Here is a 23,965-nt window from a genome sequence, read left to right on the forward strand (position 1 = left end):
GTTCCCATCACTGCCATCCCCCTCGGATGGTCGTTCGACGAAGTTACAAGGAACGGGCCATGACCTCTCAGTTCACCGCAACAAACACCACCGCCGCGAATCCCGTGCCGTGGCACGCCCTGGGTTCAGACGCCGTCTTTGCCGGGCTGTCGTCCGGACCAGGCGGACTCAGCGCCGCTGAGGCCGCCCGCCGGTTGGCGGAATTCCTGGAGAAGGCCGTCCACCAGCGGGCCAAGATGGCCCGGAACCTGGCCCAGGCGGATGAGTTCATCCAGAGGCTCGGCGGGTAGCGGCGGCTAAACGTTGACGCGGGCTCTTCCCCGGCGCGGTGCTGCGGCTTCGCGGCGAGGTCGAGGCCAGGGCCGAACTTCTCCGGCTGTTCCGATGTCCCGTGCGCGCTGGCTAGTGTCAGCACCGATCATCCGGGCGTCATCTTCCCGGGCCCTCTGATGCTGATAATTTTCAGGTATGAACAGCACCGCTCTGCCGCTGTTGCCACCAGGGCCGGCACGACAGGAATCCCTGGCTCTGGTCTTCCTTGCAGGCGCCATCATCGGTGTCTTGGGCGGAATGATCGGGCTGGGCGGCGCGGAGTTCCGGCTGCCCCTGCTCATCGGGGTCTTCGGCTTCGCCGCATTGCAGGCCATCATCATGAACAAAGCCATGAGCCTGGTCGTTGTCATCACGGCGCTGCCGGCCCGCCTTATCGGCGTCCCCCTCGGAGAGCTCGCGCCCTACTGGTTCATTGTCCTGAACATCTTGGCCGGCAGCCTTATCGGCGCCTGGATCGGAGCCCACTGGGCGACCCGGCTCAAGTCGAAAACGCTCTATCGCGTTATCGCGGTCTTGCTCGTTCTTATCGCGGTGCTGCTGTTCGTCACGCATTTCTTCACCGTTGACCCCCCTCAACATTCCCGCCGGCCCACGAACCGTGTGCGGAATCGCGGCCAGCGTCATCATCGGGGTCGTGGCTGCCCTGATGGGAGTCGCCGGCGGGGCGCCGGACCACGTGGACATGCTCTCCCGGGAAGCGGCATGGTCGGCCGCCCGCTGGGGAGTCCAGTCCCTGACTGCCTGCGTCGGGGACAAGGGGCAGATATCAGGAACCGGTCAAGCGCCGTGTTTGCGGCTTTGAGCAGCGCGACGACTTCTGCCGCATTCGCTTGATCCGGCGCTGCAGGTGGCCGCGGCTCACGACGAAGGTGGCGGACCCGCGGTCCTCCTGCAGGGTGGAAATCCTGTGCGTCAGCGGCGCAGGGTTCTCAGAAATGCGGCAGGGGTTCGGCGCGGATATCTGCGGCGTTCGTATGACCTGGCCTGCGTAGGAGAACCCTCCGCCGAAGCCGAAGAGCAGCACAGGGCTCTCCGGCGGGAGACTCCCGGAACGGACGAGTTTCGCCAGAGCGATCGGGATGCTCGCCGAGGAAGTGTTCCCGGAGGTGACGATGTCCCTGGCGGTGATGTCGCCGGGTATGCCGAGCTGACGGGCCAGGGGTTCGATGATGCGCAGGTTCGCCTGGTGCGGGATAAAGCCGGCAAGGTCTTCGGGTGCGATGCCGGCCATTTCGCAGGTCCGGCGTGCGAGCTGCGCTGCCTGGGTGATCGCCCAGCGGTAGATGGAGAGGCCTTCCTGCTCGAAACACAGGGAGGGCTCCTCGATCCGGACGGCGTGCGCCAGTGCGGGCACTGAGCCCCAGCAGACGGGGCTGACCCCAAGGGCGTCGGTGGCCGCCAGGATGACTGCGCCCGCACCGTCGCCGACCAGCACGCAGGTGCTCCGGTCGGACCAGTCGGTGAAGTCGCTGAGCTTTTCGGCGCCAATGACCATGGCCGTTTTGGCGGATCCCGCCCGGATGGCGTGGTCGGCGATGGCCATGGCATGGGTGAAGCCTGAACAGGCGACGTTGATGTCGAAGACGGTTGGTGCGCGGGTTCCGAGGCTCGCGGAGACCCTGCCTGCGGTGCTGGGGGAGCGGTCTTTGGCGGTGACGGTGGCCACGATGATCAGGTCGAGTTCGTTCGCGTCCATCCCGGCGCTTTGCAGCGCCTCGGTTGCGCCCCGATGGCCAGGTCCGCCACGGTTTCGGTGTCTGCGATCCTGCGCGTTTGAATTCCGACACGATCCCGGATCCACTCGTCGCTGGTCTCCACGATCCGGCTCAGTTCATCGTTGGTGAGCACCCGGGCGGGCTGGAATGACCCGGTCCCGATGACCCGTGATCCTGCGGCCGGGTCACCCGGGCCGTGCGTGAGCTCAGGGGTTCTCTGGTACATGCTGTCTCCCTGGATGGTGTGGTGTGTTAGGCATTTGTTGCTGGCGGGTGATTATGGCAGCTTGAGTGGAGACCGCAGTTGGTTCGGGCCCACTTCGCGGCTCGCTCAGAGCCAGCGGATGTCATTGTTGTCGGCTGCATGCGGGCCGGAGGCGAGGGCCGGGGCGTGACGGCGGACGGCGTCGAAGAGTTCCGCGACATCCATGCCGGCGGCGGCCGCCGCCGTGGCCGGGGGGACCCCGGCTGCCATGGCCCGGCACAGGGCCTCGACGAGGGCGGCGCGGGCCTGGTCGGCCCGCATCTCGATCAGTTCCACTTCGCCGGCGGCGACGTGGACGGCTGTGAGGTGTGCTTCCAAGACTGTCCTCCGGGTCTATGGTCGGGTCAGGGGCGGTCGCGAGGCCGGTCAGTCGCGCGGGGCCGGGGAGCGCACGTCGCGTCCTCCGATGCCGGCGGCCCCGAGTGCCGCCGCTGCCGGGCTGTGGGTGGTGTCATGGGTCAGCTGAGCCAGTTCGGGGTGGTGGAGGTCCAGGGCGGGGCGTTCGGAGCGGATACGGGGAAGGGACGTGAAGTTGTGGCGCGGCGGCGGGCAGGACGTGGCCCACTCCAGGGACCCGCCGAAGCCCCACGGGTCATCGACTTCGACCCGCTCCGGGCTGCGCCAGGTGATGTAGACGTTCCAGAAGAACGGGATCATCGAAGCGCCCAGCAGGAACGAGGAGTAGGTGGAGAACTGGTTCATCCAGGCGAAATTGTCCTGCGGCAGGTAGTCCGCGTAGCGGCGCGGCATGCCCTCGACGCCGAGCCAGTGCTGGATGAGGAAGGTGCCGTGGAAGCCCAGGAACAGCATCCAGAAGTGGATCTTGCCCAGGCGCTCGTTGAGCATCTTGCCGGTCCACTTGGGCCACCAGAAGTAGAAACCGGCGAACATCGCGAACACCACGGTCCCGAAGACGGTGTAGTGGAAGTGTGCCACCACGAAGTAGGTGTCCGAGACGTGGAAGTTCAGCGGCGGTGAGGCCAGGATGATGCCGGTCAGGCCGCCGAAGAGGAACGTGGCCAGGAAGCCCAGGCTCCAGAGCATGGGCGTTTCAAAGGTGATGGAACCGCCCCACATGGTGCCGATCCAGTTGAAGAACTTCACGCCGGTGGGGACGGCGATGAGCATGGTCATGAAGGCGAAGAACGGCAGCAGGACCGAGCCGGTGACGTACATGTGGTGGGCCCACACCGTGACCGACAGGGCGCCGATGGAAATCGTTGCGTAGACGATGCCCTTGTAGCCGAAGAGGGGTTTGCGGCTGAAGACCGGGAAGATCTCCGAGACGATGCCGAAGAACGGCAGGGCGATGATGTACACCTCCGGGTGGCCGAAGAACCAGAACAGGTGCTGCCACAGGATCGGGCCGCCGTTTTCGGGGTCGAAGATGTGGGCACCGAATTTACGGTCGGCGCCGAGCGCGAACAGGGCCGCGGCCAGCGGCGGGAACGCCATCAGGATCAGGATGCCGGTGATCAGGGTGTTCCAGGTGAAGATCGGCATCCGCCACATGGTCATGCCCGGGGCGCGCATGCAGATGATCGTGGTGATGAAGTTGACCGCGCCCAGGATGGTGCCGAAACCGGACAGGGCCAGGCCGAACACCCACAGGTCCCCGCCGATGCCGGGGGTGAAGGTCGTGTTGGAGAGCGGCGCGTACGCGAACCAGCCGAACGACGCCGCGCCGTGCGGGGTGATGAAGCCGGAGATGGCGATGAGGGAGCCGAAGAGGAAGAACCAGAAGGCCAGCGCGTTCAGCCGGGGAAACGCGACGTCGGGGGCGCCGATCTGCAGGGGCATCATGACGTTGGCGAAGCCGGCGAACAAGGGGGTCGCGAACATCAGCAGCATCACCGTGCCGTGCATGGTGAAGAGCTGGTTGTACTGCTCTTTGGTCTGCAGGATCTGCATGCCGGGCTCGAAGAGCTCGGCGCGGATCAGCAGCGCCATGACTCCTCCGAGGCAGAAGAACGTGAAGGACGCGATCAGGTACATGAACCCGATGGTTTTGTGGTCGGTGGTCGTGATCCAGCTGACCACAATGCGGCCCTTGGACCGGGGAACCACTTCGGCGGCAGCAGCGGGCAGGGTGGTGCTCGTGGTCATGACGGGACCTTACGATCGGTGTTCCTGGCGGACAAAGGTGCGGAGAACGACGGGACCGGGGCAGCCCGGGCCGGGCTGCTGGCAAGGACCACGCAGTCCAGCGCGGGGCGGCGGGCCCCGGGGACGGGCCGTGACCGGGTTTCGGCTGATTCAACCTGCAGACCGGACTTCCGGGCCCACACGGCAACTTCGGTGCTGTCGTGCAGAACGGCGGGGTCCCGGGTTCCGGCGGTGCCCTCGCGCGGGTCGGCCGGGTCGTGGCCGATATACAGGAAGATCCCCCCGGGGGCCAGGGCCGGGGCGGTGCGCGCGATGATGTGTTCGAAGTCGGTACCGGGCAGGCGGAGGAAGGCGGCCAGGACCAGGTCCAGGCTCCCCGGGGCAGGGGTGCAGGTGGTGACGTCGGCGACTGACCAGCCGATCAGTGCCGTGACGCCTTCGGCGAAGGCACGCTCGCGCCCGATATCCAGGGCTGCGGCGGAAAAGTCCATGGCTGTCACGTGCCAGCCGCGGCCGGCGAGCCATACGGCGTTGCGTCCGTCGCCGGCCCCCAGATCCAGTGCCCGGCCAGGTGCCAGACCGTTCAGTGCGTCGCGGACCGATGAGCTTGCAGGCGCCCAGCTCCGGTCGCTTTCGGTGTACCAGCGGTTCCAGGCTGCCGCGTCCGCGGGGTAACCGGTCCCGGGCCTGGAGTGCTTCCACGCAGGCAGCGGCATGCCGTCCACGCTCATGGCCGGCTCCTGACCGGGCGCAGCGCGGCTGCTCCCGCGGGCCTGCCGCGTGAGTTGTTGCGGCGCCGGAACGCGGCGATCCCGGCGGGGATGCCGACGGTCGGGCCGGTCAGTACCACCGCGGCCAGCCAGGCCGGGTTCGTGGGCCCCGAGAAAAGTGCCGGGAGGTCGAACAGAAGAAGGGCCGCGAGCCCGGACCCCAGGAGGTAGTGCGGCACGCGGTCCCGTTCGGTCCGGGATTCTAAGGGTGCTGTTGGCGGCAAAGGATGCTCCTGATCATTCATCGGACCGTGGTTGTGCCGGGGGTGCCTGCCGCGACCCGGCCGGGGGCGGGGTCCTCGCCGGCGTCGTGTGCCTTGTCCTGTGCGGGATGTTCGCCGGCGCGGGCGGCCCTGGCGCGGGCGACGTGGCTGCGGGCATGTTCCACGGCCGGCGGCAGATCATCGAAGAGGTGTTTGTGGTGGCGCAGGGATTCCAGCACACCGACCCGGGTGACCAGGGCGAGGTGGCGTTCCTGGATGCCTTTGATCAGCACGGTGATGCCGCGGCGTTCGAGGGCGTTGACGATGTCGGTGATGACCCGGGCACCGGTCGCGTCCAGGACCTGGAGCTGGGACATTCGGATGATGACGACGTCGACGTTGCGGATTGCGCTGACCCGGTCCAGGACGCGTTCTGCGGCGGCGAAGAACAGGGCCCCGTCGAGCCGGAAGACGGCGATGTGCTCATCGCCTTCCTCAATAGGGCCGGGGATCTCTTCACGGTGCACGCCGCTGGACTTGACCTGGGTGCGCAGGGCGAAGAAGGAGGCGACGGCGATGCCGATCGCCACTGCCTCGATCAGGTCGAAGGACACGGTGATCAGGGCCGTGACGAAGAAAACGACCGTGTCGGCCCGGGTTGACCCGATGACGCTGCGCAGGGTGCGGAGGGAGACCATGCGGGTGGCGGTGACCATCAGGACACCGGCGAGGGCGGCGAGCGGGATCCGCGAGACCGGGCCGGTCGCCAGGTACACCACTCCCAGCAGCACCAGGGCGTGCGTGATGGCGGCGAGCCGGGTCCGGCCGCCTGAGCGGATGTTCACGGCGGTGCGGGCGATGGCTCCGGTGGCCGGCATGCCGCCGAAGAACCCGGACGCTACAGAGGCAAGGCCCTGGCCCAGGAGTTCACGGTCGGCATCGTAGGGGCCGGTATCGGAGATCGACGCGGCGACCCGGGCCGAGAGCAGTGACTCGATCGCCGCGAGGGCGGCGATGGTCGCGGCCGGCCCGGCCAGGGCAGTCACCGTGCTCCAGTCCAGGGCGGGGATGACCGGGGCTGGCAGGGTGTCGGGCAGGGTGCCGATCCGGGCCACGGGCAGGTCCAGTACCTGGGCGGCGATGCTGGCGATGACGATGGCGATGAGGGAACCGGGGATCTGCGGGTGGATCCGGGGTGCGGCAATCATGATCACCGCGACCAGTGCCACCAGGGCCACCGGGGCCAGGAGGGCGGCGGGGGACGCCGTTGCGAGTCCCTGGACGGCAGAGACTGCGGCGTTGCTGCTCGGGCCGGCTTTGACGCCGAAGGCGGCCGGGACCTGCTGGAGGAAAATGATCATGGCAATCCCGAGGGTGAAGCCCTCGATCACGGGCCAGGGCAGCAGGGTCACGACGCGGCCGAGCTTGAGCACACCGGCAGCGACGATGATGACGCCGGCCAGGACCGCCACCGCGGCCAGGGCCCCGGCGCCATGCGTGGCGATGACGGGACCCAGAACGACGACCATCGCCCCGGTCGGGCCGGAAACCTGGATGTTGGAACCGCCGAAGACGGCGGCGACTATGCCGGCGATGACGGCGGTGATCAGCCCGCTTGCGGCTCCGGCGCCGGAGCTGACCCCGAAGGCCAGTGCCAGCGGGAGGGCGACGATGCCCACGGTGACCCCGGCGATGAGGTCGCCTTTCCAGGTGCGGGGCAGATCTGCATAGTCCTTCCAGCCTGGCAGCAGGGCCCGGGCCGCGGTCAGGGCCTTCATTGTGAACTGCCGGCCGCGGCAGCCAGAGGGGACGTGGCGGCTGAATGTTCGAGCTGCTCGCGGGTGGTGTGCAGCATGTCGTTAAGCAGCAGACGTGCCACGGACAGCAGGTCGGCGACCTGCGGGTACGCCAGTGAATAGAACATCTGCAGCGCCCGCCGCTCCCCCCGGACCAGATGGTAGCGGCGCAGCACGGACAGGTGCTGGGACAGATGCGAGGCCTCCAGGCCCGTTGCGGCGAGAAGATCCGTCACCGACACCTCCGGAGCCTCAGACAAGAGCTCCAGCACCCGGATCCGGACGGGATGCGCCAGGCCCTTGAAAAGGTTCGCCTTCACCTCATACAACGGTGCCCGGAAATCCGAGAATTCTTCCATGCCTGCCTCCCTGCCGATCACACTACGCACTTGCTTGACTATTTGATAGTTCCATCATCCAATATAACAGGGGGAGGACGAGTCCGTCCCGGCCGTGCCCTGGGTTTCCTCGGGCACGATTCGGCAGGCCGTCGCCCATGGCCCGGAGGCCCTCGCCGTATCGGGGCGCCACCGCCATGGCTACACGTCCTGGCCAACGGCTTCAGGGTTTCCTGTCGTCCGCCTTTGACGTGACGGTTTGAGCCAGAGACCGGACCAGCTGGTCCTGGGTGGTCTGTCACTGGATTCGCGGGCATGCCTGGCAGGCCGCCGGCCGGAGGGGGCCCGAAGCTGACGGGAGGCCCTTTAAGCGGCCGGTCCGCGTGGACCCGGACGGGTGAAGGGGTGAGTATGAACTATTATATAAAATGATGGAATCATCAAATAGTAAATCACGGGAAGACCTGGCCGTCCCGGACGGACCAGCGGCTGCTCCCGGATCCCAGCCTCCGGCCGTTGCACCCTGATGAACGGCACCACCCCTTCGAAGATCATCCCCGCCGGCGTCAGCCAGCGCGCGGGAAGGAAGAGAACCGTGCACGAAACGACACCGTCCAACGTTCTGGACAACGCCCCGTTCGCCCTGGCCCGCTTGTCGGAATGGGTCGGCGAAGTTGCCGGCCTGACCCGGCCCGACAGCGTCCACTGGGTCGACGGATCAGATGCGGAATACCGCATGCTCACGGACGGACTGGTTGCCGCCGGCACCCTGGTCCGGCTCGATGGGGACAAGTTTCCCAACTCGTTTGCCGCTTTCTCTGACCCGAAGGATGTCGCCCGGGTCGAAGAACAGACCTACATCTGCTCCGAACATGTTCGTGACGCCGGCTTCACCAACAACTGGATGGACCCGGCCCAGATGAAGGAGAAGCTACAGGGACTCTTCCGTGGCGCCATGCGGGGACGCACCATGTACGTGATTCCGTTCGTGATGGGCCACCTCGACGCCGAGGACCCCAAATTCGGGGTGGAGATCACCGACAGCGCCTACGTCGTCGCCTCCATGCGCATCATGGCCCACACCGGCAGCGACGTCCTGGCCCGGATGATCGCACTGGACGCGGAATTTGTCCCCGTGCTGCACTCCGTCGGCGCACCGCTGGAGGCACGCCAACAGGACGTCAGCTGGCCCTGCAATGACGAGAAATGGATCGTCCACTTCCCGGAGGAAAAGTCCATCTGGTCCTACGGCTCCGGATACGGAGGCAACGCGCTGCTGGGCAAGAAGTGCTATTCCCTGCGCATCGCCTCCGCGATGTCCCGCCAGGAGGGCTGGCTCGCCGAACACATGCTCATCCTCAAGCTCACCAGCCCGGAACAGAAGGCCTACTACATCTCCGCGGCGTTCCCCTCCGCGTGCGGCAAGACCAACCTCGCCCTGCTCAACCCCACGGTGGAGGGCTGGAAGGTCGAGACCCTCGGGGATGACATCGCCTGGATACGGTTGGGCAAGGACGGGGAACTGCGGGCCACCAACCCGGAGGCGGGCCTCTTCGGCGTCGCACCCGGCACCGGATGGCACACCAATCCGAACGCGATGGACGCGATCGCCAAGGGCAACACCATCTTCACCAACGTGGCCCTCACCGATGACGGCGGCGTCTGGTGGGAAGGGATGACCCGGGACATTCCGGAGCACCTGACCGACTGGACCGGCCACGACTGGACCCCGGCCTCCGGCCGGCCCGCGGCGCATCCCAACTCACGGTTCTGTACACCCGTCAGCCAGGTCGCCATCCTGGCCGAGGAATACTACCAACCCGACGGGGTCCCTCTGTCGGCCATCTTCTTCGGCGGCCGCCGGAAAACGACCATCCCCCTGATTACCGAGTCCAGGGACTGGACGGGTGGTGTCTTCATGGGATCAACACTGTCTTCCGAGACGACAGCGGCAGCCGCCGGTCAGGTCGGCGTCGTCCGCCGCGATCCGATGGCCATGCTCCCCTTCATCGGCTACGACGCCGGGGACTACCTCAAACACTGGCTGGAGACCGGCCGGTCGGCCAATCCCGCCAGATTGCCCCGGATCTTCCTGGTCAACTGGTTCCGCCGCGGCGCCGACGGGAGTTTCCTCTGGCCCGGATTCGGGGACAACTCCCGCGTCCTGAAATGGGCCATCGAACGCCTCGAGGGGACAGCCACTGCCATCGACACCCCCATCGGCTTCGTCCCCGCACTGGACGGCATCGATATTGAAGGTCTCGCTGTCACCCCCGGGCAGCTCCGGGCGGCGTTGGCCGTCGACCCGGGGGAGTGGGACGAGGAAATTGAGAGCATCGAACGCTGGTATGCGCGGTTCGGGGACTCGCTGCCCCCGGAGCTGCCGGCGGAGCTCCGGGGGCTCAAAGACCGCTTCGCCCGCCGCGGGCCGCGCATCAGCTCCCGCTAGCACCGTTGCGGCTGCACCAGAAGCGCCGAGCCGGCGCCGAACCGATTCCGCAGCGGGCCATCGTGCCCACGAAAATTAGGAGACTGTATGAGTGAAAAGATCAACGTCGTTGGCCCCATTGTGGAGCTGGACGGTGACGAAATGACCCGCATCATCTGGCAGTTCATCAAGGACCGCCTGATCATCCCCTACCTGGATGTGGACCTGAAATACTACGATTTGTCCATCCAGAACCGCGACGCGACCGATGACCAGGTCACGATCGACGCCGCGAACGCCATCAAGGAACACAACGTCGGCGTTAAGTGCGCCACAATCACCCCTGACGAGGCCCGTGTCCAGGAGTTCGGTCTGAAGAAGATGTGGCCGTCCCCGAACGGGACCATCCGCAACATCCTCGGCGGAGTGGTCTTCCGCGAGCCCATCATCATTTCCAACATCCCCCGCCTGGTTCCGGGCTGGAACAAGCCGATCATCATCGGCCGCCACGCCTTCGGCGACCAGTACATGGCCACCAACTTCAAAGTCCCTGGCGCGGGCACATTGACCATGACCTTCACCCCATCCAACGGCGGCGAAGACATCAAGCAGACGGTGGTGACCTACCCCGACGGCGGCGGGGTCGCCATGGGCATGTACAACTTCAACGACTCCATCCGCGACTTCGCCCGCGCCTCCTTCGCGTACGGGCTGCAGCGGAACTACCCGGTCTACCTCTCCACCAAAAACACGATCCTGAAGGCCTACGACGGCCAGTTCAAGGATCTGTTCCAGGAAGTATTCGACGCCGAGTTCAAAGACCTGTTCGAAGCAGCAGGCCTCAGCTACGAGCACCGCCTGATCGATGACATGGTCGCCTCGGCGATGAAGTGGGACGGCGGCTACGTCTGGGCGTGCAAGAACTACGACGGCGACGTCCAGTCGGACACCATCGCCCAGGGCTACGGCTCGCTCGGTCTCATGACCTCCGTACTCATGACCCCGGACGGCAGGACAGTCGAGGCAGAAGCCGCACACGGCACCGTGACCCGCCACTACCGTCAGCACCAGCAAGGCAAGCCCACGTCCACCAACCCAATTGCCTCGATCTTCGCCTGGACCAGGGGCATCATGCACCGCGGAAAACTGGACAACACCCCCGCTGTCGTTGACTTTGCTGTCACTCTAGAAGACGTCATCATCAAGACCGTCCAAGCCGGCCAGATGACCAAGGACCTGGCGCTCCTCGTGGGCCCGGACCAGGAATGGCTGACCACCGAGGATTTTCTGGCGGCACTGGACGATAACCTGAAGGCGCGTCTGGGCTAGTCCGTTGCCCGCGCGCTGCCGGAGTCTCTTCTTCCCGCGTGGGAGACTCCCAGCGGGCGGGGGCGCGGCGGAAGTTCAGCCGGACGCGTGCAACCGCTCCGCACCCTTGGGGAACGGCCCACTATGCCAGACTTAGCGACACGACCATCCGACGGCACTGGGAAGCCGCACGGAAAGTCAACTCATCCGGCAGCGTCGTTGAACTCGACCCGACGGACCGCTCGCGAACGAGCCGGTTGATTCGATACCGACACGATCGGGGATGCCGAACGATGCAATCCAGTCGAGTAGGTCTTGATAACCGGCCAATGTTGCCGGGAACTTCCGATCGGCCAGCCGGACGCCGTTGCCGTCCAGAACAACAGCGTGATGGGTGTCTTTGTGGGCATCGACGCCGGCGACGATTATGGGTTGCGTGGTGGTGAGCAGAGCAGCCATTCTGCAACGGTCTCCTTCACGGTTTGTGCTGGATGACCGAACCGGGCCGGGCGGACACAACAGTGACGGGGCACAGCGCTTGACGGACACGGTCCAATGAAGTCATGTCCCCGCCCGGTCCGGTCTTCCAGACCATACGGGAAGGCTCCCGGTGGGAGCCGGCGAGTCCTTCACCGGACAACATCACAGGGGATGCGTCGGTTTGATTGCAGGTCAGACCCCCACCGGGAAGCCCACCACCCATCTTCACCGTTTGAGTGAAATCAAACATGGAACATGCCCGCCAACGGCGAGATCCACACCGATCCCGGCGCCGGCTGCTTCCTCAGGCACGATCCTGAACAGGCAAGGAGCACAGCCGTCCGCCAGCTAAAGACCCTCGGCTACGAGGGACCCGTCCGGGGCGCCGAATGTGAGGACTTCGAACTGTGACGTTGACGAGGCGTTCGTCAACGTCGATCCGGGTGACCGGCTGGTCACCGCACGGCTGTGCTTCCGGACACGGCATCGAGATCGATGCCTCGGGTTTCGGGGAGGCCGAAGGTGGCGAGCAGGCTCACCAGGCTTACTCCAGCGAGAAGCAAGCCGATGGAGTAACTCCCCAGACTGGCACCAAGCGACGCCGCTACCAGCGGGGTGATGCCACCGCCCACCAGCGCTCCGAGGTTGTAGGCCATTCCGGCGCCTGTGTAACGGTAGCGGGTGGCGAAGAGCTCCGGCAGGAACGCACCGACCGGACCGTAGACTCCGGCGACGATGAGAAGCGTGCCCGACAGTCCGAGTGCGAATGACCAGGTCGTGCCGATGTCAAGGATCGGAAAGAGCAGGAGCGCCCAGGGGATCGCCACGATGCAGGAAGTAACGATCACAATTCGGCGGCCGATCCGATCCGAAAGGACGGCGCTCACCAAAGTGCCGGCTGCAAAGAACATTGCGCCGACAATTCCAAGAAAGAGGATGGTTGGCCGGCTATGGCCCAGGCCCGCGGGGTTGGTGCCGTAGCTGCTGAGGAAGGCCGTGCCGATGTAGAAGAAGGCGAAGAGCATCATGGTGGAGGCCCCGCCCAGGAGGATCTGACGCGGTTGGTTGCGCACCGACTCCCACACCGGCAGCTTGCGCGGAGCCATAGAGACGACCCCCGCCTCGCGGTCCGCCTTGAAGACCGGGGTCTCTTCGATCTTGAGGCGGATGTAGAGACCGATGATGACAAGTGCAGCGCTGGCGATGAACGGAATGCGCCAGCCGAACGTAAGGAAGGCCTCCGACTTGTCGCCCAGCGACAGATTGATGATCAGGAAGGTCGCGCTTGCGAGGGCGAAGCCGATCGAGGGGCCCAGCTGCGGGAAGGCCGCGAAGAGGCCCCGGCGCTTGGGCGGGGCGTACTCAGCGGCGAGGAGCGCCGCTCCGGCCCATTCGCCGCCGACGGCGAATCCCTGAAGGAAACGCAGAACAACGAGGATGATCGGTGCGGCAACGCCGATCACACTGGCGTCGGGCAGCAGCCCTATCGTGACCGTGGCGGCACCCATGATCAGCAGCGTGCTGACGAGCGTCTTCTTGCGCCCCAGCCTGTCCCCGAAGTGGCCGAACAGGACGGCCCCGAGGGGGCGCGAGACGAAGGCGACGGCGAAGGTCCCGAAGGCGGCGAGGGTACCGGCGGCCGGGCCGAGCGCCGGGAAGAACACCTGAGGGAAGACGAGGGCCGCTGCAGTGCCGTAGATGAGGAAGTCATAAAACTCGATGATGCTGCCCATCGAGCTGGCGACGGCGATCCGGGCCATCGAGGCGCGGCGCGGGCCCGTCCGGGCCGCGATTGTTGCGGTGCTTTCGATCATGCGATATCTCCTTTGACATCGGTCCTCGAGACGACATTGTGTCGACGCGAAGATGTCATCGTGTCAGCGCGGAGCGATCGCCACTACCTCCCGATGGAGGTGTTTTCGCGCGCCACCCGTCAGGGCAAGAGGCGGAGCCTGCGCGCGACCACGACGGCCTCCGTACGGCTGTGCACATCCAGTTTCGCCATGATCGACTGCATGTAGCTCTTCACCGTGACCGCCTTGAGCGACAGCCGTTTTCCGGCTTCGGCATAGGAACAGCCGAGCGCCACCTGGGCGAGCACATCCGTCTCCCGCCGCGTGAAGCGGGGTGAACCGGCCGGCGCGGCGCCGGATCCCTCGAGTTGTGCCGTCACGGCGAGGATGCGCCGGGCGAGCTCGGGATCATCCGTGATGCGTGCCACGGAGAGCAGTTCGGCATGCGCAAGCCGGACGGCCTCGACGAGGTCACGGTCCGGTGGCTCCGCGGCCACGCTGTCGACGACCCGGAGAATCGAGACCCGATGGTCGACCTCGTCGCGAATCGTCAGCTCCCGCGAGATCCTCGAGGCGCCGGCGCTGAGTTCGTTGACCACCCATTCGCCGATCGACGTGCGCTCGCGCGTCGCCGCATATAGGATGCACCGGGCATGGCCGCCCACGAGGATCGGGAGCGCGACCATCGTCCGTAGTCCCTCGATGCGCACGGCTTCGTCATGATGATGAGTGATGCGGTCGGAGTCTAGGTAATCGGCGACCCCGATGGGGCGCGCCTGGGAGAGGGCCCTGCCCCCGACTCCCTCGCCGGGCTGCACGCTGAGGTTCTTCAGGCCGTGTGTCATGGTGCCGAAGAACTCTGTGATAGTGAGCTCGGTGCGGTTCACGAGGCCTGCGAAGAACACACCGGTGCCGGTCCGGGCAGCGGTCTCCCGGATCGCTCGCTTCAGCAGGTCGCGATCACTCGGTCGGTACACGTCGTTGTCACGGCCAATCATGGGGTCCTTCCCCAGGTCGGAGGACACAGCCGGTTGATGTCAGCCGCTTTTCCGGAACGGTGACGGGGGCGCGGGTCTCCGTTAGGCGGAGCGTCCGTCGAGTTCGCATTGGATGCGGCGCGCGATCTCTGCGGTGGGTGTCGAGCGGGAAAAGACGGCTACCACCAGGTCATCCTCGGCTGGCTTGGATGCCGGGTCCTCCGGTGGCAGCACCCCGAAGATGCGGCGCACCGCCTGGAGTTCGTGTTCCAGATTCTGGAGGGAGCCACGGGGGGAATCCAGAATCATTTCGCGCAGCACATAGTTATGAGTTGATGTGACTGCGGCGGCGAACCGGATGGCGTCCAGCGTTGATATGCCTGGCAGAGCGCGGCGGAGGTAGTCCGAGAAAAGCCGTTCATAGCGGGAGACCATGATCGTTTCCCGGTCCCGGAGCGCGGGCACCGCCTGCACGACGTGGTAGCGCTTCTGGGCCAGTTTCCGGCGGCCGGAAAACTTCGCAAAGACCAGTTCCGCGGCCTGGCAGACGGCCGCCCATGGATCCGGGTGGCTCACGGACAGGTAGGCGGTCAGCTCCTCGAGCAGGGCTTCGTGGTCGGCGAAGATCACGTCTTCCTTGGCGCGGAACTGGCGGAAGAAGGTACTGCGCGAGATCCCGGCCGCCTGGGCAATATCGTCCACGCTGGTCGGGTCGTAGCCACTGTCGGTGAACAGATCCAGGGCGGCCCCGGCCACCTCGGAGCGGAAATCAGCCATGGATGCCATCCCGGTACAGTAGCAGTGCATCACCCTGTCCGCCGCCGCCGCAGAGCGCGACGGCGGATTTGCCGCTGCCGCGCCGCATCAGCTCATGGACGGCCGAGACGACCAGCCGCGCCCCGGAGGCGCCGATCGGATGTCCAATGGCGATGGCCCCGCCGTTGACATTGACCTTGTCCAGGCTCAGGCCCAAGGCCGCTGCGGAGTGCGCGACCACCGAGGCGAAGGCCTCGTTGATCTCCACGAAGTCAAGCTCCTCAGCCGTCCAGCCGGCCCGGTCCAGGGCCGCGGCGATTGCCTGCGCCGGCTTGTCCGGGAGCGTTGTGTCCGGGCCGGCGATCTGCCCCGCAGGCCCGACGACGGCCATCACCTCGAGCCCGTGAGTATCGGCGTAGGCGCGGGTCACCAGCACGACGGCTGCGGCGCCGTCGCTCAGCGGCGAGGCATTGCCGGCTGTGACGGTCCCCGCCGCTGTGAAGGCCGGCTGCAGCCCGGCCAGCACCTCTTGGGTGGTCTGAGGGCGGACGCCCTCGTCAAGGAATACCAGCACGGGTGCGGTGCGCTTCTGCGGCACCGCAAGGGGGGCGATCTCGGCGCTGAATCTCTCTTCGGTCTGGGCCGCGGCTGCCCGCTGGTGGGACAATGCCGCGATGTGGTCCTGCGTCTCGCGGGAGAGCTGGAGCTCCGCATTGGCGCGGTCCGTGGCAATGCCCATGAGCTCGTCGTCGAAGGCATCCGTGAGTCCGTCGTGGCTGGCCGAGTCCAGCGCCGTGATGCCGCCGTAGAGGTAGCCGGCGCGCGAGCCGGTGAGCAGGTGAGGTGCCTGGCTCATGGATTCCTGGCCGCCGGCGACGACGACGTCGGCCTCGCCCAGTTTGAGCAGCCTGACGCCCTGGATGATGGCGGTCAGCCCGGAGAGGCAGACCTTGTTCACGGTGACGGCGGGGGTGCTGAGGGGTATTCCTGCCACGGCGGCGCTTTGGCGCGCCGGGTTCTGGCCCGCGCCGGCCGTCAGGACCTGGCCGACGATGACCGCATCGACGGCCGCCGGCTCGATCCCGGAGCGTTCCAGGGCCGCGGCGATGGCGGCGGCGCCAAGCTGCACGGCGCTCATCGAGGACAGCTGCCCCATCAGTTTCCCCTGGGGTGTGCGGGCCGCGCCCACAATGACGATGTCCTGGCTGCTCATTTGGCGATTTCCTTGCTGATGTCGAGGGCGCTGAGGGCGAGGGCGCGCAGTCGCGACTTCAATACCTTGCCGGTGGAGTTGTGGGGGAGTTCCTCGGGGAACAGGATCCTGTCCGGGACCTTGAATCCGGCGATGAGGCCCTTGACGTGCGAGCGGATCTCCTCGGCCGTGACCGAGCTGGTGCTGCTGCGGATGACAAAGGCAACCGGCCGTTCGCCCCATTTCTCGTGCGGGACGCCGATCACGGCGACGTTCAGTACCGCCGGGTGGCTGATGATGGCTTGCTCCACCTCGATGGTGGAGATGTTTTCGCCGCCGGAGATGATGATGTCCTTGGCCCGGTCCTTGAGCTGGATGTAACCGTCCGGATGCATGACGCCGAGGTCCCCGGTGTGGAACCAGCCGCCGCGGAAGGCGTCGGCAGTGGCCTCTGGGTCCTTGAAGTAACCGAGCATCACGTTGTTGCCGCGCAGCACGATCTCGCCCAGGGTCGCGCCGTCGGCGGGGACATCGTTCATGTCCAGGTCCACGATGCGCGCCGTCTCGGCCTGCAGCATCCCCACTCCCTGCCGCGAGATCTTCACGGCTCTGTCCTGGACCGGCAGCTCATCCCACTCGGCTTGGTATTCACAGATGGTGTAGGGCCCGTACACCTCGGTCAGCCCATAAACGTGGACCACGCTGATCCCGATGGACTCCAGGGAGGTGATGATCGAGGGCGACGGCGGCGCGCCCGCCGTCGTGATCCGCAGCGGGGCCTTCAGCCCGTGGGCCTGGGGTGCGTCGGCAATGATGCTGCACACCGTGGGGGCGCCGCAGAGGTTGGTGACGCCGAGAGTGTCGATGGCGTCCCAGACAGTGTCCGCGCGCACCGCCCGCAGGCAGATGTGGACGCCCGCCACAGCCGTCACGGCCCAGGTGGTGCACCAGCCGTTGCAGTGGAACATCGGAAGCGTCCAGAGGTAGCGCGTGTCGCCGGTGAACTGATTGTGGATGGTCTCCCCGAGCGAGTTCAGGTACGCCCCGCGGTGCGAGTACAGCACGCCCTTGGGCTTGCCGGTGGTGCCGGAGGTGTAGTTCAGGGTGATGGGGGTGCGTTCGTCCTGGACACCCCACGGAAGATCAGTGTCCCCGCATCCCGGTGCGGCGAGGAAGTCGGCATACTGCGTGGCCACGGCCGCCGGGACGTCCGGATAGCTGATGGTGCTGTCCGGCACTTCGACGACCTCCAGCAGCTGCGTCAGGTCCAGGTCGAGTCCGGCCACGGTGCCCAGCAGCTCGGAATCGGCAAACAGCAGCCTGGCCTCGGAATGCTCCAGGATGTACTGGAGCTCCCGGGCGGTCATCCGCGAGTTCAGGGCCACCAGGACGCCTCCGGCGAGGGGGACGGCATAGTGGGCAATCAGCAGTTCCGGCACGTTGGGGCACAGGAACGCGACCCGATCCCCGGGCTGGATCCTGCTCTTGATCACCTTGGCAAGCCGCTGGGCTTCGGCAGCGAAGTCCCGATAGGTGTAGGAGCGCTCACCGTGGATGATTGCCGTCTTTTGCCCGAATACCTCGGCGGAGCGTTGCAGGAACCGCAGGGGGCTCAGCGGAGTTTCATTGGGGAGCTCAATTGTGGTCATGGCGAATCCTTAGGCGAAGGCGCTTTGTCCGGTGACATCGCGGCCGATCAATAGGGTCTGAATGCTTTGCGTGCCTTCATAGGTATGGATGGATTCGATGTCCAACAGGTGCCGGATCACGTGGTTTTCCAGCAGGATGCCATTGCCGCCGAGCATGTCACGGGCAATGGAGGCCAGCTCGCGGGCCTTGCGGGTGTTGTGGTATTTCGCCATCGCGGCCTGGGTGGGGCGCAACTGGCCGGCCGCATCAAGGGCCGCAAGATGGAAGCAATGCAGCTGCATGCTGGTCAGTTCCGAGAGCATGTAAGCCAGCCGCTCCTGGACCAGCTGGAACTTCGCCAGTGGCTTGCCGAACTGTTTCCGCTGCGTGGCATAGTTCAGCGCGGCTTCGTAGACGGCGGTGGCGTGGCCGAGGGCGGACCAGGCCACACCCAGGCGCGTGGCAACCAGGACCTCGGACGTGTCCTTGAACGTTCGGGCACCGGGGAGCAGATTGGCCTTTGGAATGCGGACGTTGTTGAGCGTGATCCGGGCCTGGTGTATGGCGCGCAGCGAGGCCTTTCCGGTGATGGTCTCGGCCTCGTAACCCTCCCGGTCCTGTTCCACCAGGAAGCCGCGGACATTGCCGGCTTCGTCCCGTGCCCAGACCACCGTGACATCCCCGACGGAGCCGTTGCCGATCCACTTCTTCTCGCCATTGAGGACGTAGTCCTCCCCGTCGAGTGAGGCAGTGGTTTCCAGCGCCACGGAATCCGAGCCGTGGTCCGGTTCCGTCAGGGCGAAGGCGCCGAGCTTTTCGCCGCGGGCCAGCGGACCCAGCCAGGCCTGGCGCTGGGCTTCGGAGCCAAAAAGGGCAATCGAACGCAGCGCCAGGCCGCCCTGGACTGCGATCACGGTACCCAGTGAACCGTCCCCGCGGGAGACCTCCATGTTGACCAGGCCGGCGGCCAGGGGCGACATCGGCTCCAGGCCCTCGACCTCGATCCCATCAGCCAGCAGGTTCAGATCGCCCATGCGCTTGGCCAGGTGGGCCGGGAACTCGGCACGTTCCCAGTAGTCGTTCATCTGCGGCAGAGCCTCCCCGGTGAAGGTCCGGGCGCGCCGCCACGCTTCGCGGTCGGGTGCGGGAATGTTCGCGAAGACGGCGTAGTAGTCCGTGTCCAGTGGTTCAGCGACGTCATAGTCGGGCATGTTCATGCATCCTTATGGGGAGTGGTTGAAGAACGGCGTGGAGCATAGCGGAGGTTGTTCGGCCGGTAACGAGCCGAGCTAGTCGGCGAATCCGGAGCCGGGATGGAAATCTTTTCCCCAGACGCGCCGGGAGGCGCCGCTTTGGTCAAGCAGCGGTGTGAGGCCCCCCAGATGGCGCGGGTAATTGGCGCCGAGGAGCATGCACAGGTCGATGTCCGCCGGACCGGACACCACCTTTTCGGCCAGCATCAGGCCCACTTCCTCTGCCAGGGCATCAAGGATCCGTATCTTGATGGCATCGGCGTCAGGTGCAGGCGCTGCACTGTCGACGTCGGCAGCTGGCAGCAGGGCGGCCGCCTCGGGAAGCACTGTGCCGGACTTGTCCAGGTAGCCGCGCAGCCGGGCATCCGCGATGGCTGTCAGGCTTGTGCTGACATAAAAACGGTCGGGGTAGGCGGCGTGCATGGTCTCGCAGATGTGCAGCTGGACCGCGGGCCCGATGAAACCCAGCAGGGTCAACGGAGTCATGGGCAGCCCCAGCGGGTCGAGGGCATGGTCCGCCAGTTCAATATCCGCGCCGATATCAATGAGCTGCAGCAGTTCGCAGAACAGCCGGGTCAGGATGCGGTTCACCACAAAGCCCGGCGTGTCCGCAACCAGGACCGCAGTCTTGCCCAGCAGCCGGGCGAGCGAACAAGCGGTGGCGAGGCTGACATCGTCGCTGTTCCCGGTTCTGATGATTTCCACGAGCGGCAGCACAGCCACCGGATTGAAGAAATGCAGTCCCACCACGCGTTCCGGATGGGCCAGGCCGTGGCCCATCGCCGTCACCGACAGGGACGAAGTATTTGTCAGCAGCAGCGCATCAGCGCGCAGCAACGGCTCGAGTTCCGCGAAGACGGCGCGTTTGACGTTCAACTCCTCGAAGACTGCCTCGATGACCACGTCGCAGTTCGCGTACTCACGCTTGTCCACCGTTCCGCGGATGAGACTGCCAAGCTCCCGCGCTGCCGTCTCGTTGAGTTGCCCGCGGCTCACCAGCTTCTCAAGGTGTGCGGTGATCCAGGCCAGCGCGCCATCCACCTTTGCCTGGGACAGGTCCGTGATCAGGACGGGAACGCCAAGCTGCCGGGCAAAGACCATGGCGAGCTGGCTGGCCATCAGCCCGGCCCCGACCACTCCGACGCTGCGGACCGGGAGCGGTGCTGCGCCAGGAGCGCCCACCGGCCGCTGCCGCGCCGTGTCCAGCAGCGCCGTGGCATACGCGCCGGCCGATTCCCCGGGGGTAGTGCAGGCATCTCCGCCAGCGCCCGCGGGCGGGCCAGTTTCTACGACAGTGTCAGGAATCACAACTCAGTTATATCGTGAACCTCAGTATCACGTCAATAGAAACTAAGTTTCAACCGTGGTGCAGGCGCTTACTGCGCACCTGAGTGGAGCCGTCTTTGAATCGAGACAAATTTGGGCGTCACGAAACCTGAAATGTTCGCCTCCGGGGTCCAAGGACTTCTAGCAGGTCGGAGAGCGCTTCAGCATAATCAGATTACTGACCTGCACGTGTCGAGAAACTCCACCACTCAGCGGGGGCGTAACCCACAACGATGCCGGACAGAACACTAACGTCGGATTTTCGACTAATTCACAAGCCACCACTAGACCCAATACTGTTTACTTAGGCTTTTTTGGTATTCGCTTGAGTGGCCAGTTCGACATTTTCCTTTTGATGACGCGGGGGTTGGTTCTTGGCCGGCGCGGGGGCAGCAGTTCATGCAGGATTTCGCGGCAGAAGACCGTGAAGGCCTCCGCCAGACGCTCAGGGGGAAAAAGCCGGGCGCGCGGCGAGGGAACGCCGTACTGCCCGGAGGGTGCGGGTGAAAGAGAACCTCAGGGGGTCTTCCTCGAAGTGGTGGGCGACGTCGCCGATGAGGGACCGGATGGCGTAGTGCACGCAGAGGTATCCGTAGATTTCCTGCAGGACCCCGTCGGGGGTTTTGGAGCGCAGCACGGTCCCGGGGCCGCGCTGGTGGGTTTTGAGTTCATCGAAGCAGGACTCGATTTCCCAGCGTTTGGCGTAGGCTTCGGCAAGGTCCTCCGCGGAGGCGGCGTGCGGGTCAAGGATCGTGGTGATCAGCCGGAATTCGCTGCTCGTGTCGCCGGTGCTGACGGTGTATTCGATCGCGCGCACCCGGATGGGGTCCGTGTTGTTCCGCCGTGCCTTCGGGTTCGCGTAGACGGCGGAGAGGTAGGAGCCGTCGGCCAGGTCCTCGAGCACGGGCAGCACGGCGTTGGCCTTGACCCGCCACAGCAGTTGCGCACCGGTTCCGGAGCTGTCCTTCCAGGCCGTGTAGGAGAAGAACCCGCGGTCGGACATGGCCAGCATGTCCGCCTCCAGCCGGTGGAGCAGGCCCGGATAGAGGTCGTGCTCGGACGTGGAAAAGCCGGAGACCACGGCCCCGATCACCGCGTGCGTGGCGCATTCGACCAGGCCGAGCGCCCGCGCCTGCGGGTAGGCGCTTTTCAGATCCGTGGCCGTGCCCGGCCTGCCATACGCGCGCTCGTTGGCCTCCGTGTCCGCCAGATCCAGGCAGGTCCCGTCCACGGACACCAGCCGCCAGGAGCCGTGGAATCCCGGACCGCCCGGGAGTGCCAGAGGCTTCGCGGTCTCGGCGAACAGTTCGGCCATCACGGCGGAACCGAGGCGGGTCCGGGCCTTGAAGATCGCGGCCTTCGTCGGCATCTGCCAGTCCCGGAACCGGCCCGTGATCCATTCCATGCCGGCCAGCAGGGACCGCATCACTTCCTCATACGAACCGGCCGAAAACAAGGCCAGCGCCATCACGTAATAGACCATCAACCGCGACGGCAGCAACCGGTTCCGCTGCTCACGGGCCCCGGTCCGCCCAATCACCGCATCAACGACATCCGGCGGGAAAACCCGCGTCAAAACACCGAGCGAGACGTGGTCACTCAACCGCTCAGGACCCTCGGGAGTCACCCATCCGCTACGCGCCATGCCGAAAGATTAACACAACTACTCTAAGTGAACGGCATTGCCACTAGACCAGCAGTCTCCGGGCGCGCGCCCGCCTTCCAGAAACGCTACAAAGCCACCGGGACCCTTCGACCGGAATACCTCCACCGGCCGCAACGACTACCTGCTACGCCTGGGCAGCCACGAGCACGCACCGGCAGCGTGACGCGGCGGCTGATATGTGGGTAGGTTTGTCAAGGGGCAGTGGTGAGCGGCTCCCAACTTCTTTGGTGGGGGCCGCTGGTTGGGGTGCCGTCCGGGTGTGGCGGTCGTGCTGGCGAGTCTTGTATTCGACTGCAGTGTCAGGCTGATATGCGCGGGTTGGTTACCGCATGACGATTGTTCGGCTGGGACGTATCGCTGTCTAAAATCGAGCGTCAACGGCATGGGCCGTGTGCTCATAGTCGCGTCTCGAGTTGGCCCCAAAGTGCTGCCACGTCACGCCCGCCACGCATCCGGAGGGCACGTTCTTTACGCCGCGTTCATGCGGCCCCCCTGCCCGTGTTCGCCTTGCTGGAGGGGCGCGGCCAGGGACCAGCACCAGCCGGCGAGTTCCCTGGCGATCGCGGTGTTGGCCGTGACGGACCTTTTCTTGCGGGCTTCGAATACTTCCCATTTGTGGTGGAGCCGGTGGTTGCCTTCCAGGGCGCGGATCCGGGTGGCCGGGGCGACGAGGTCCAGCTGGCGCAGCAGCCGTTCCCCGGGCCGGGAGTAGGGGCGCTGATGCTGCCAGGCAGCCTCGATGAGGAGTTTGCGGGCGTATTTGCTGCCGGCTTTCGTGATCGGTCCCTGGTGCCGGGATTGGCCCGAGGACTGCTGACTGGGCACCAGCCCCAGGTAGGAGCCGATCGACGAGCCGGTGAACCGGGTCCAGTCGCCGATTTCCACGGCGAGCCCGAACCCGGTCGTGACCTGGATGCCGCGCAGGCACATCAACGCGTCGATCACCGGGGTGTACCGGCAGTCCTTGGCGACCGCCGCGACGCGCTGGTCGATGCGCTTGAGGTGCGCTGCCAGCAGTTCGGCCTGCTCCACGTCGGCTTCGTAGGTGAATTGGAGTACCGGGGAGTCGAAGTGCTGCCGGTGTAGCCAGGCCCCGTGCTCCTTCGTCCATTTGGTCTTCTCCTGGTACCTGATTCCGTGGCGGAGCAGGATCGCGTTGACATGCTGGCGGGCATGGGCGAGGTTCTTCGCGGCCGTGGCCCGCAGCCGGGACAAGTCCCGCAGGTCCTCCTGCTCCCGCGTCGGGACCTGCACTTGCGTGACTTGGCCCAGGGCGAGCATTTCCGCCAAAAGCCGGGCGTCCCGCTTGTCCGTTTTAATCCTGTCTCCCGGTGCCCGCAGCAGCTTTGAGGACGCCGCCACCACGCAGTCAACGCCGGCCTCCCGCAGGAACCGGGCCAGGACATACCCGGTCGGGCCCGACTCGTACACGGCCTTCACCGGCGGCTCGAAGCGGCGGACCCAATCCAAAACGACCGCCGGGTCCGAATCCATCTGCATCCGGACCAGTTCCCCGGTATCCGGGACCAGCGCGCAGCCGACAACAGACGCCGCGTGAACATCCAACCCAATAAACGTATGCTGAAACATAACCGGGACCTCCCAAAACTCACATGTGGCACTACCAATGC

23 protein-coding genes are annotated in these 23,965 nt (G+C 65.8%); 5 read left to right on the forward strand and 18 right to left on the reverse strand.

The features are described 5' to 3' along the window. Positions 1 to 59 precede the first annotated feature (59 nt). The gene (locus tag ACQCSZ_RS04680; RefSeq protein ID WP_427006915.1) at positions 60 to 290 is read left to right on the forward strand and encodes a hypothetical protein; all 231 of its coding nucleotides are present in this window, start codon (positions 60 to 62) and stop codon (positions 288 to 290) included. Between the two features lie 178 nt (positions 291 to 468). Then, a complete protein-coding gene (locus ACQCSZ_RS04685) occupies positions 469 to 1,167 on the forward strand; it encodes a sulfite exporter TauE/SafE family protein (RefSeq protein WP_427006916.1) in 699 nt (232 codons plus the stop codon). Here ACQCSZ_RS04685 and ACQCSZ_RS04690 read toward each other — a convergent pair. The 8 genes from ACQCSZ_RS04690 to ACQCSZ_RS04725 all read right to left on the reverse strand — a co-directional run bounded on the left by ACQCSZ_RS04690 (position 1,100) and on the right by ACQCSZ_RS04725 (position 7,547). Beyond that, on the reverse strand, positions 1,100 to 2,029 hold the full coding sequence (locus ACQCSZ_RS04690; protein WP_427006917.1) for a beta-ketoacyl-ACP synthase 3: 930 nt from the start codon (positions 2,027 to 2,029) through the stop codon (positions 1,100 to 1,102). The genes ACQCSZ_RS04685 and ACQCSZ_RS04690 overlap by 68 nt on opposite strands. Further along, positions 2,005 to 2,274, reverse strand: coding sequence for a hypothetical protein (locus ACQCSZ_RS04695; RefSeq protein ID WP_427006918.1), 270 nt, complete (start codon positions 2,272 to 2,274; stop codon positions 2,005 to 2,007). Before ACQCSZ_RS04695 ends, ACQCSZ_RS04690 begins: the two co-directional genes overlap by 25 nt. Before the next feature lie 105 nt (positions 2,275 to 2,379). Further along, on the reverse strand, positions 2,380 to 2,631 hold the full coding sequence (locus ACQCSZ_RS04700) for a hypothetical protein (protein ID WP_427006919.1): 252 nt from the start codon (positions 2,629 to 2,631) through the stop codon (positions 2,380 to 2,382). A 48-nt stretch (positions 2,632 to 2,679) separates the two neighbouring features. Beyond that, a complete protein-coding gene (ctaD, locus tag ACQCSZ_RS04705; protein ID WP_427006920.1) occupies positions 2,680 to 4,419 on the reverse strand; it encodes a cytochrome c oxidase subunit I in 1,740 nt (579 codons plus the stop codon). Further along, complete coding sequence (locus ACQCSZ_RS04710; RefSeq protein ID WP_427006921.1) at positions 4,416 to 5,150, reverse strand: class I SAM-dependent methyltransferase; 735 nt, start codon at positions 5,148 to 5,150, stop codon at positions 4,416 to 4,418. Before ACQCSZ_RS04710 ends, ctaD begins: the two co-directional genes overlap by 4 nt. Then, positions 5,147 to 5,413 (reverse strand): hypothetical protein, encoded by a 267-nt coding sequence (locus tag ACQCSZ_RS04715; protein WP_427006922.1) that lies wholly within the window; start codon positions 5,411 to 5,413, stop codon positions 5,147 to 5,149. Before ACQCSZ_RS04715 ends, ACQCSZ_RS04710 begins: the two co-directional genes overlap by 4 nt. A 17-nt stretch (positions 5,414 to 5,430) precedes the next feature. Further along, positions 5,431 to 7,170 carry a SulP family inorganic anion transporter gene (locus ACQCSZ_RS04720; protein ID WP_427006923.1) on the reverse strand — a complete coding sequence of 580 codons (1,740 nt, stop codon included), beginning with the start codon at positions 7,168 to 7,170 and terminating at the stop codon, positions 5,431 to 5,433. After that, positions 7,167 to 7,547, reverse strand: coding sequence for an ArsR/SmtB family transcription factor (locus ACQCSZ_RS04725; protein ID WP_427006924.1), 381 nt, complete (start codon positions 7,545 to 7,547; stop codon positions 7,167 to 7,169). Before ACQCSZ_RS04725 ends, ACQCSZ_RS04720 begins: the two co-directional genes overlap by 4 nt. Before the next feature lie 574 nt (positions 7,548 to 8,121). On the opposite strand from ACQCSZ_RS04725, the gene ACQCSZ_RS04730 reads away from it, so the two are divergent. Continuing rightward, positions 8,122 to 9,975, forward strand: coding sequence for a phosphoenolpyruvate carboxykinase (GTP) (locus tag ACQCSZ_RS04730; RefSeq protein WP_427006925.1), 1,854 nt, complete (start codon positions 8,122 to 8,124; stop codon positions 9,973 to 9,975). An 87-nt stretch (positions 9,976 to 10,062) separates the two neighbouring features. After that, positions 10,063 to 11,283 (forward strand): NADP-dependent isocitrate dehydrogenase, encoded by a 1,221-nt coding sequence (locus ACQCSZ_RS04735; RefSeq protein ID WP_427006926.1) that lies wholly within the window; start codon positions 10,063 to 10,065, stop codon positions 11,281 to 11,283. A 177-nt stretch (positions 11,284 to 11,460) separates the two neighbouring features. Here the strand turns inward: ACQCSZ_RS04735 and ACQCSZ_RS04740 are convergent, their stop codons facing one another. Beyond that, positions 11,461 to 11,721 (reverse strand): IS110 family transposase, encoded by a 261-nt coding sequence (locus tag ACQCSZ_RS04740; RefSeq protein ID WP_427006927.1) that lies wholly within the window; start codon positions 11,719 to 11,721, stop codon positions 11,461 to 11,463. Between the two features lie 276 nt (positions 11,722 to 11,997). Here ACQCSZ_RS04740 and ACQCSZ_RS04745 point away from each other — a divergent pair, with 276 nt between their 5' ends. Then, positions 11,998 to 12,153 carry a hypothetical protein gene (locus tag ACQCSZ_RS04745; RefSeq protein WP_427006928.1) on the forward strand — a complete coding sequence of 52 codons (156 nt, stop codon included), beginning with the start codon at positions 11,998 to 12,000 and terminating at the stop codon, positions 12,151 to 12,153. Between the two features lie 44 nt (positions 12,154 to 12,197). On the opposite strand, the gene ACQCSZ_RS04750 is transcribed toward ACQCSZ_RS04745, so the two are convergent. The 9 genes from ACQCSZ_RS04750 to ACQCSZ_RS04790 all read right to left on the reverse strand — a co-directional run bounded on the left by ACQCSZ_RS04750 (position 12,198) and on the right by ACQCSZ_RS04790 (position 23,924). Then, the gene (locus ACQCSZ_RS04750; RefSeq protein ID WP_427006929.1) at positions 12,198 to 13,556 is read right to left on the reverse strand and encodes an MFS transporter; all 1,359 of its coding nucleotides are present in this window, start codon (positions 13,554 to 13,556) and stop codon (positions 12,198 to 12,200) included. A gap of 119 nt (positions 13,557 to 13,675) precedes the next feature. Continuing rightward, positions 13,676 to 14,533, reverse strand: coding sequence for a LuxR C-terminal-related transcriptional regulator (locus tag ACQCSZ_RS04755; protein ID WP_427006930.1), 858 nt, complete (start codon positions 14,531 to 14,533; stop codon positions 13,676 to 13,678). A gap of 81 nt (positions 14,534 to 14,614) precedes the next feature. Next, the gene (locus tag ACQCSZ_RS04760; RefSeq protein ID WP_427006931.1) at positions 14,615 to 15,298 is read right to left on the reverse strand and encodes a TetR/AcrR family transcriptional regulator; all 684 of its coding nucleotides are present in this window, start codon (positions 15,296 to 15,298) and stop codon (positions 14,615 to 14,617) included. Continuing rightward, a complete protein-coding gene (locus tag ACQCSZ_RS04765; RefSeq protein ID WP_427006932.1) occupies positions 15,282 to 16,481 on the reverse strand; it encodes an acetyl-CoA C-acetyltransferase in 1,200 nt (399 codons plus the stop codon). The genes ACQCSZ_RS04760 and ACQCSZ_RS04765 overlap by 17 nt, the downstream gene beginning before the upstream one ends. Continuing rightward, positions 16,478 to 18,109, reverse strand: coding sequence for an AMP-binding protein (locus ACQCSZ_RS04770; protein ID WP_427006933.1), 1,632 nt, complete (start codon positions 18,107 to 18,109; stop codon positions 16,478 to 16,480). The genes ACQCSZ_RS04765 and ACQCSZ_RS04770 overlap by 4 nt, the downstream gene beginning before the upstream one ends. 9 nt (positions 18,110 to 18,118) lie before the next feature. Then, the gene (locus ACQCSZ_RS04775) at positions 18,119 to 19,306 is read right to left on the reverse strand and encodes an acyl-CoA dehydrogenase family protein (RefSeq protein ID WP_427006934.1); all 1,188 of its coding nucleotides are present in this window, start codon (positions 19,304 to 19,306) and stop codon (positions 18,119 to 18,121) included. Between the two features lie 72 nt (positions 19,307 to 19,378). Next, positions 19,379 to 20,650 carry a 3-hydroxyacyl-CoA dehydrogenase family protein gene (locus ACQCSZ_RS04780; RefSeq protein ID WP_427006935.1) on the reverse strand — a complete coding sequence of 424 codons (1,272 nt, stop codon included), beginning with the start codon at positions 20,648 to 20,650 and terminating at the stop codon, positions 19,379 to 19,381. A gap of 463 nt (positions 20,651 to 21,113) precedes the next feature. Further along, positions 21,114 to 22,313, reverse strand: a complete 1,200-nt coding sequence (locus ACQCSZ_RS04785) for an IS4 family transposase (protein ID WP_427006936.1) — start codon at positions 22,311 to 22,313, stop codon at positions 21,114 to 21,116. Between the two features lie 489 nt (positions 22,314 to 22,802). Beyond that, a complete protein-coding gene (locus ACQCSZ_RS04790; protein ID WP_427006937.1) occupies positions 22,803 to 23,924 on the reverse strand; it encodes an IS110 family transposase in 1,122 nt (373 codons plus the stop codon). Positions 23,925 to 23,965 lie beyond the last annotated feature (41 nt).

The sequence above is a fragment of the Pseudarthrobacter sp. H2 genome (assembly GCF_050157045.1).
Classification (GTDB): domain Bacteria; phylum Actinomycetota; class Actinomycetes; order Actinomycetales; family Micrococcaceae; genus Arthrobacter.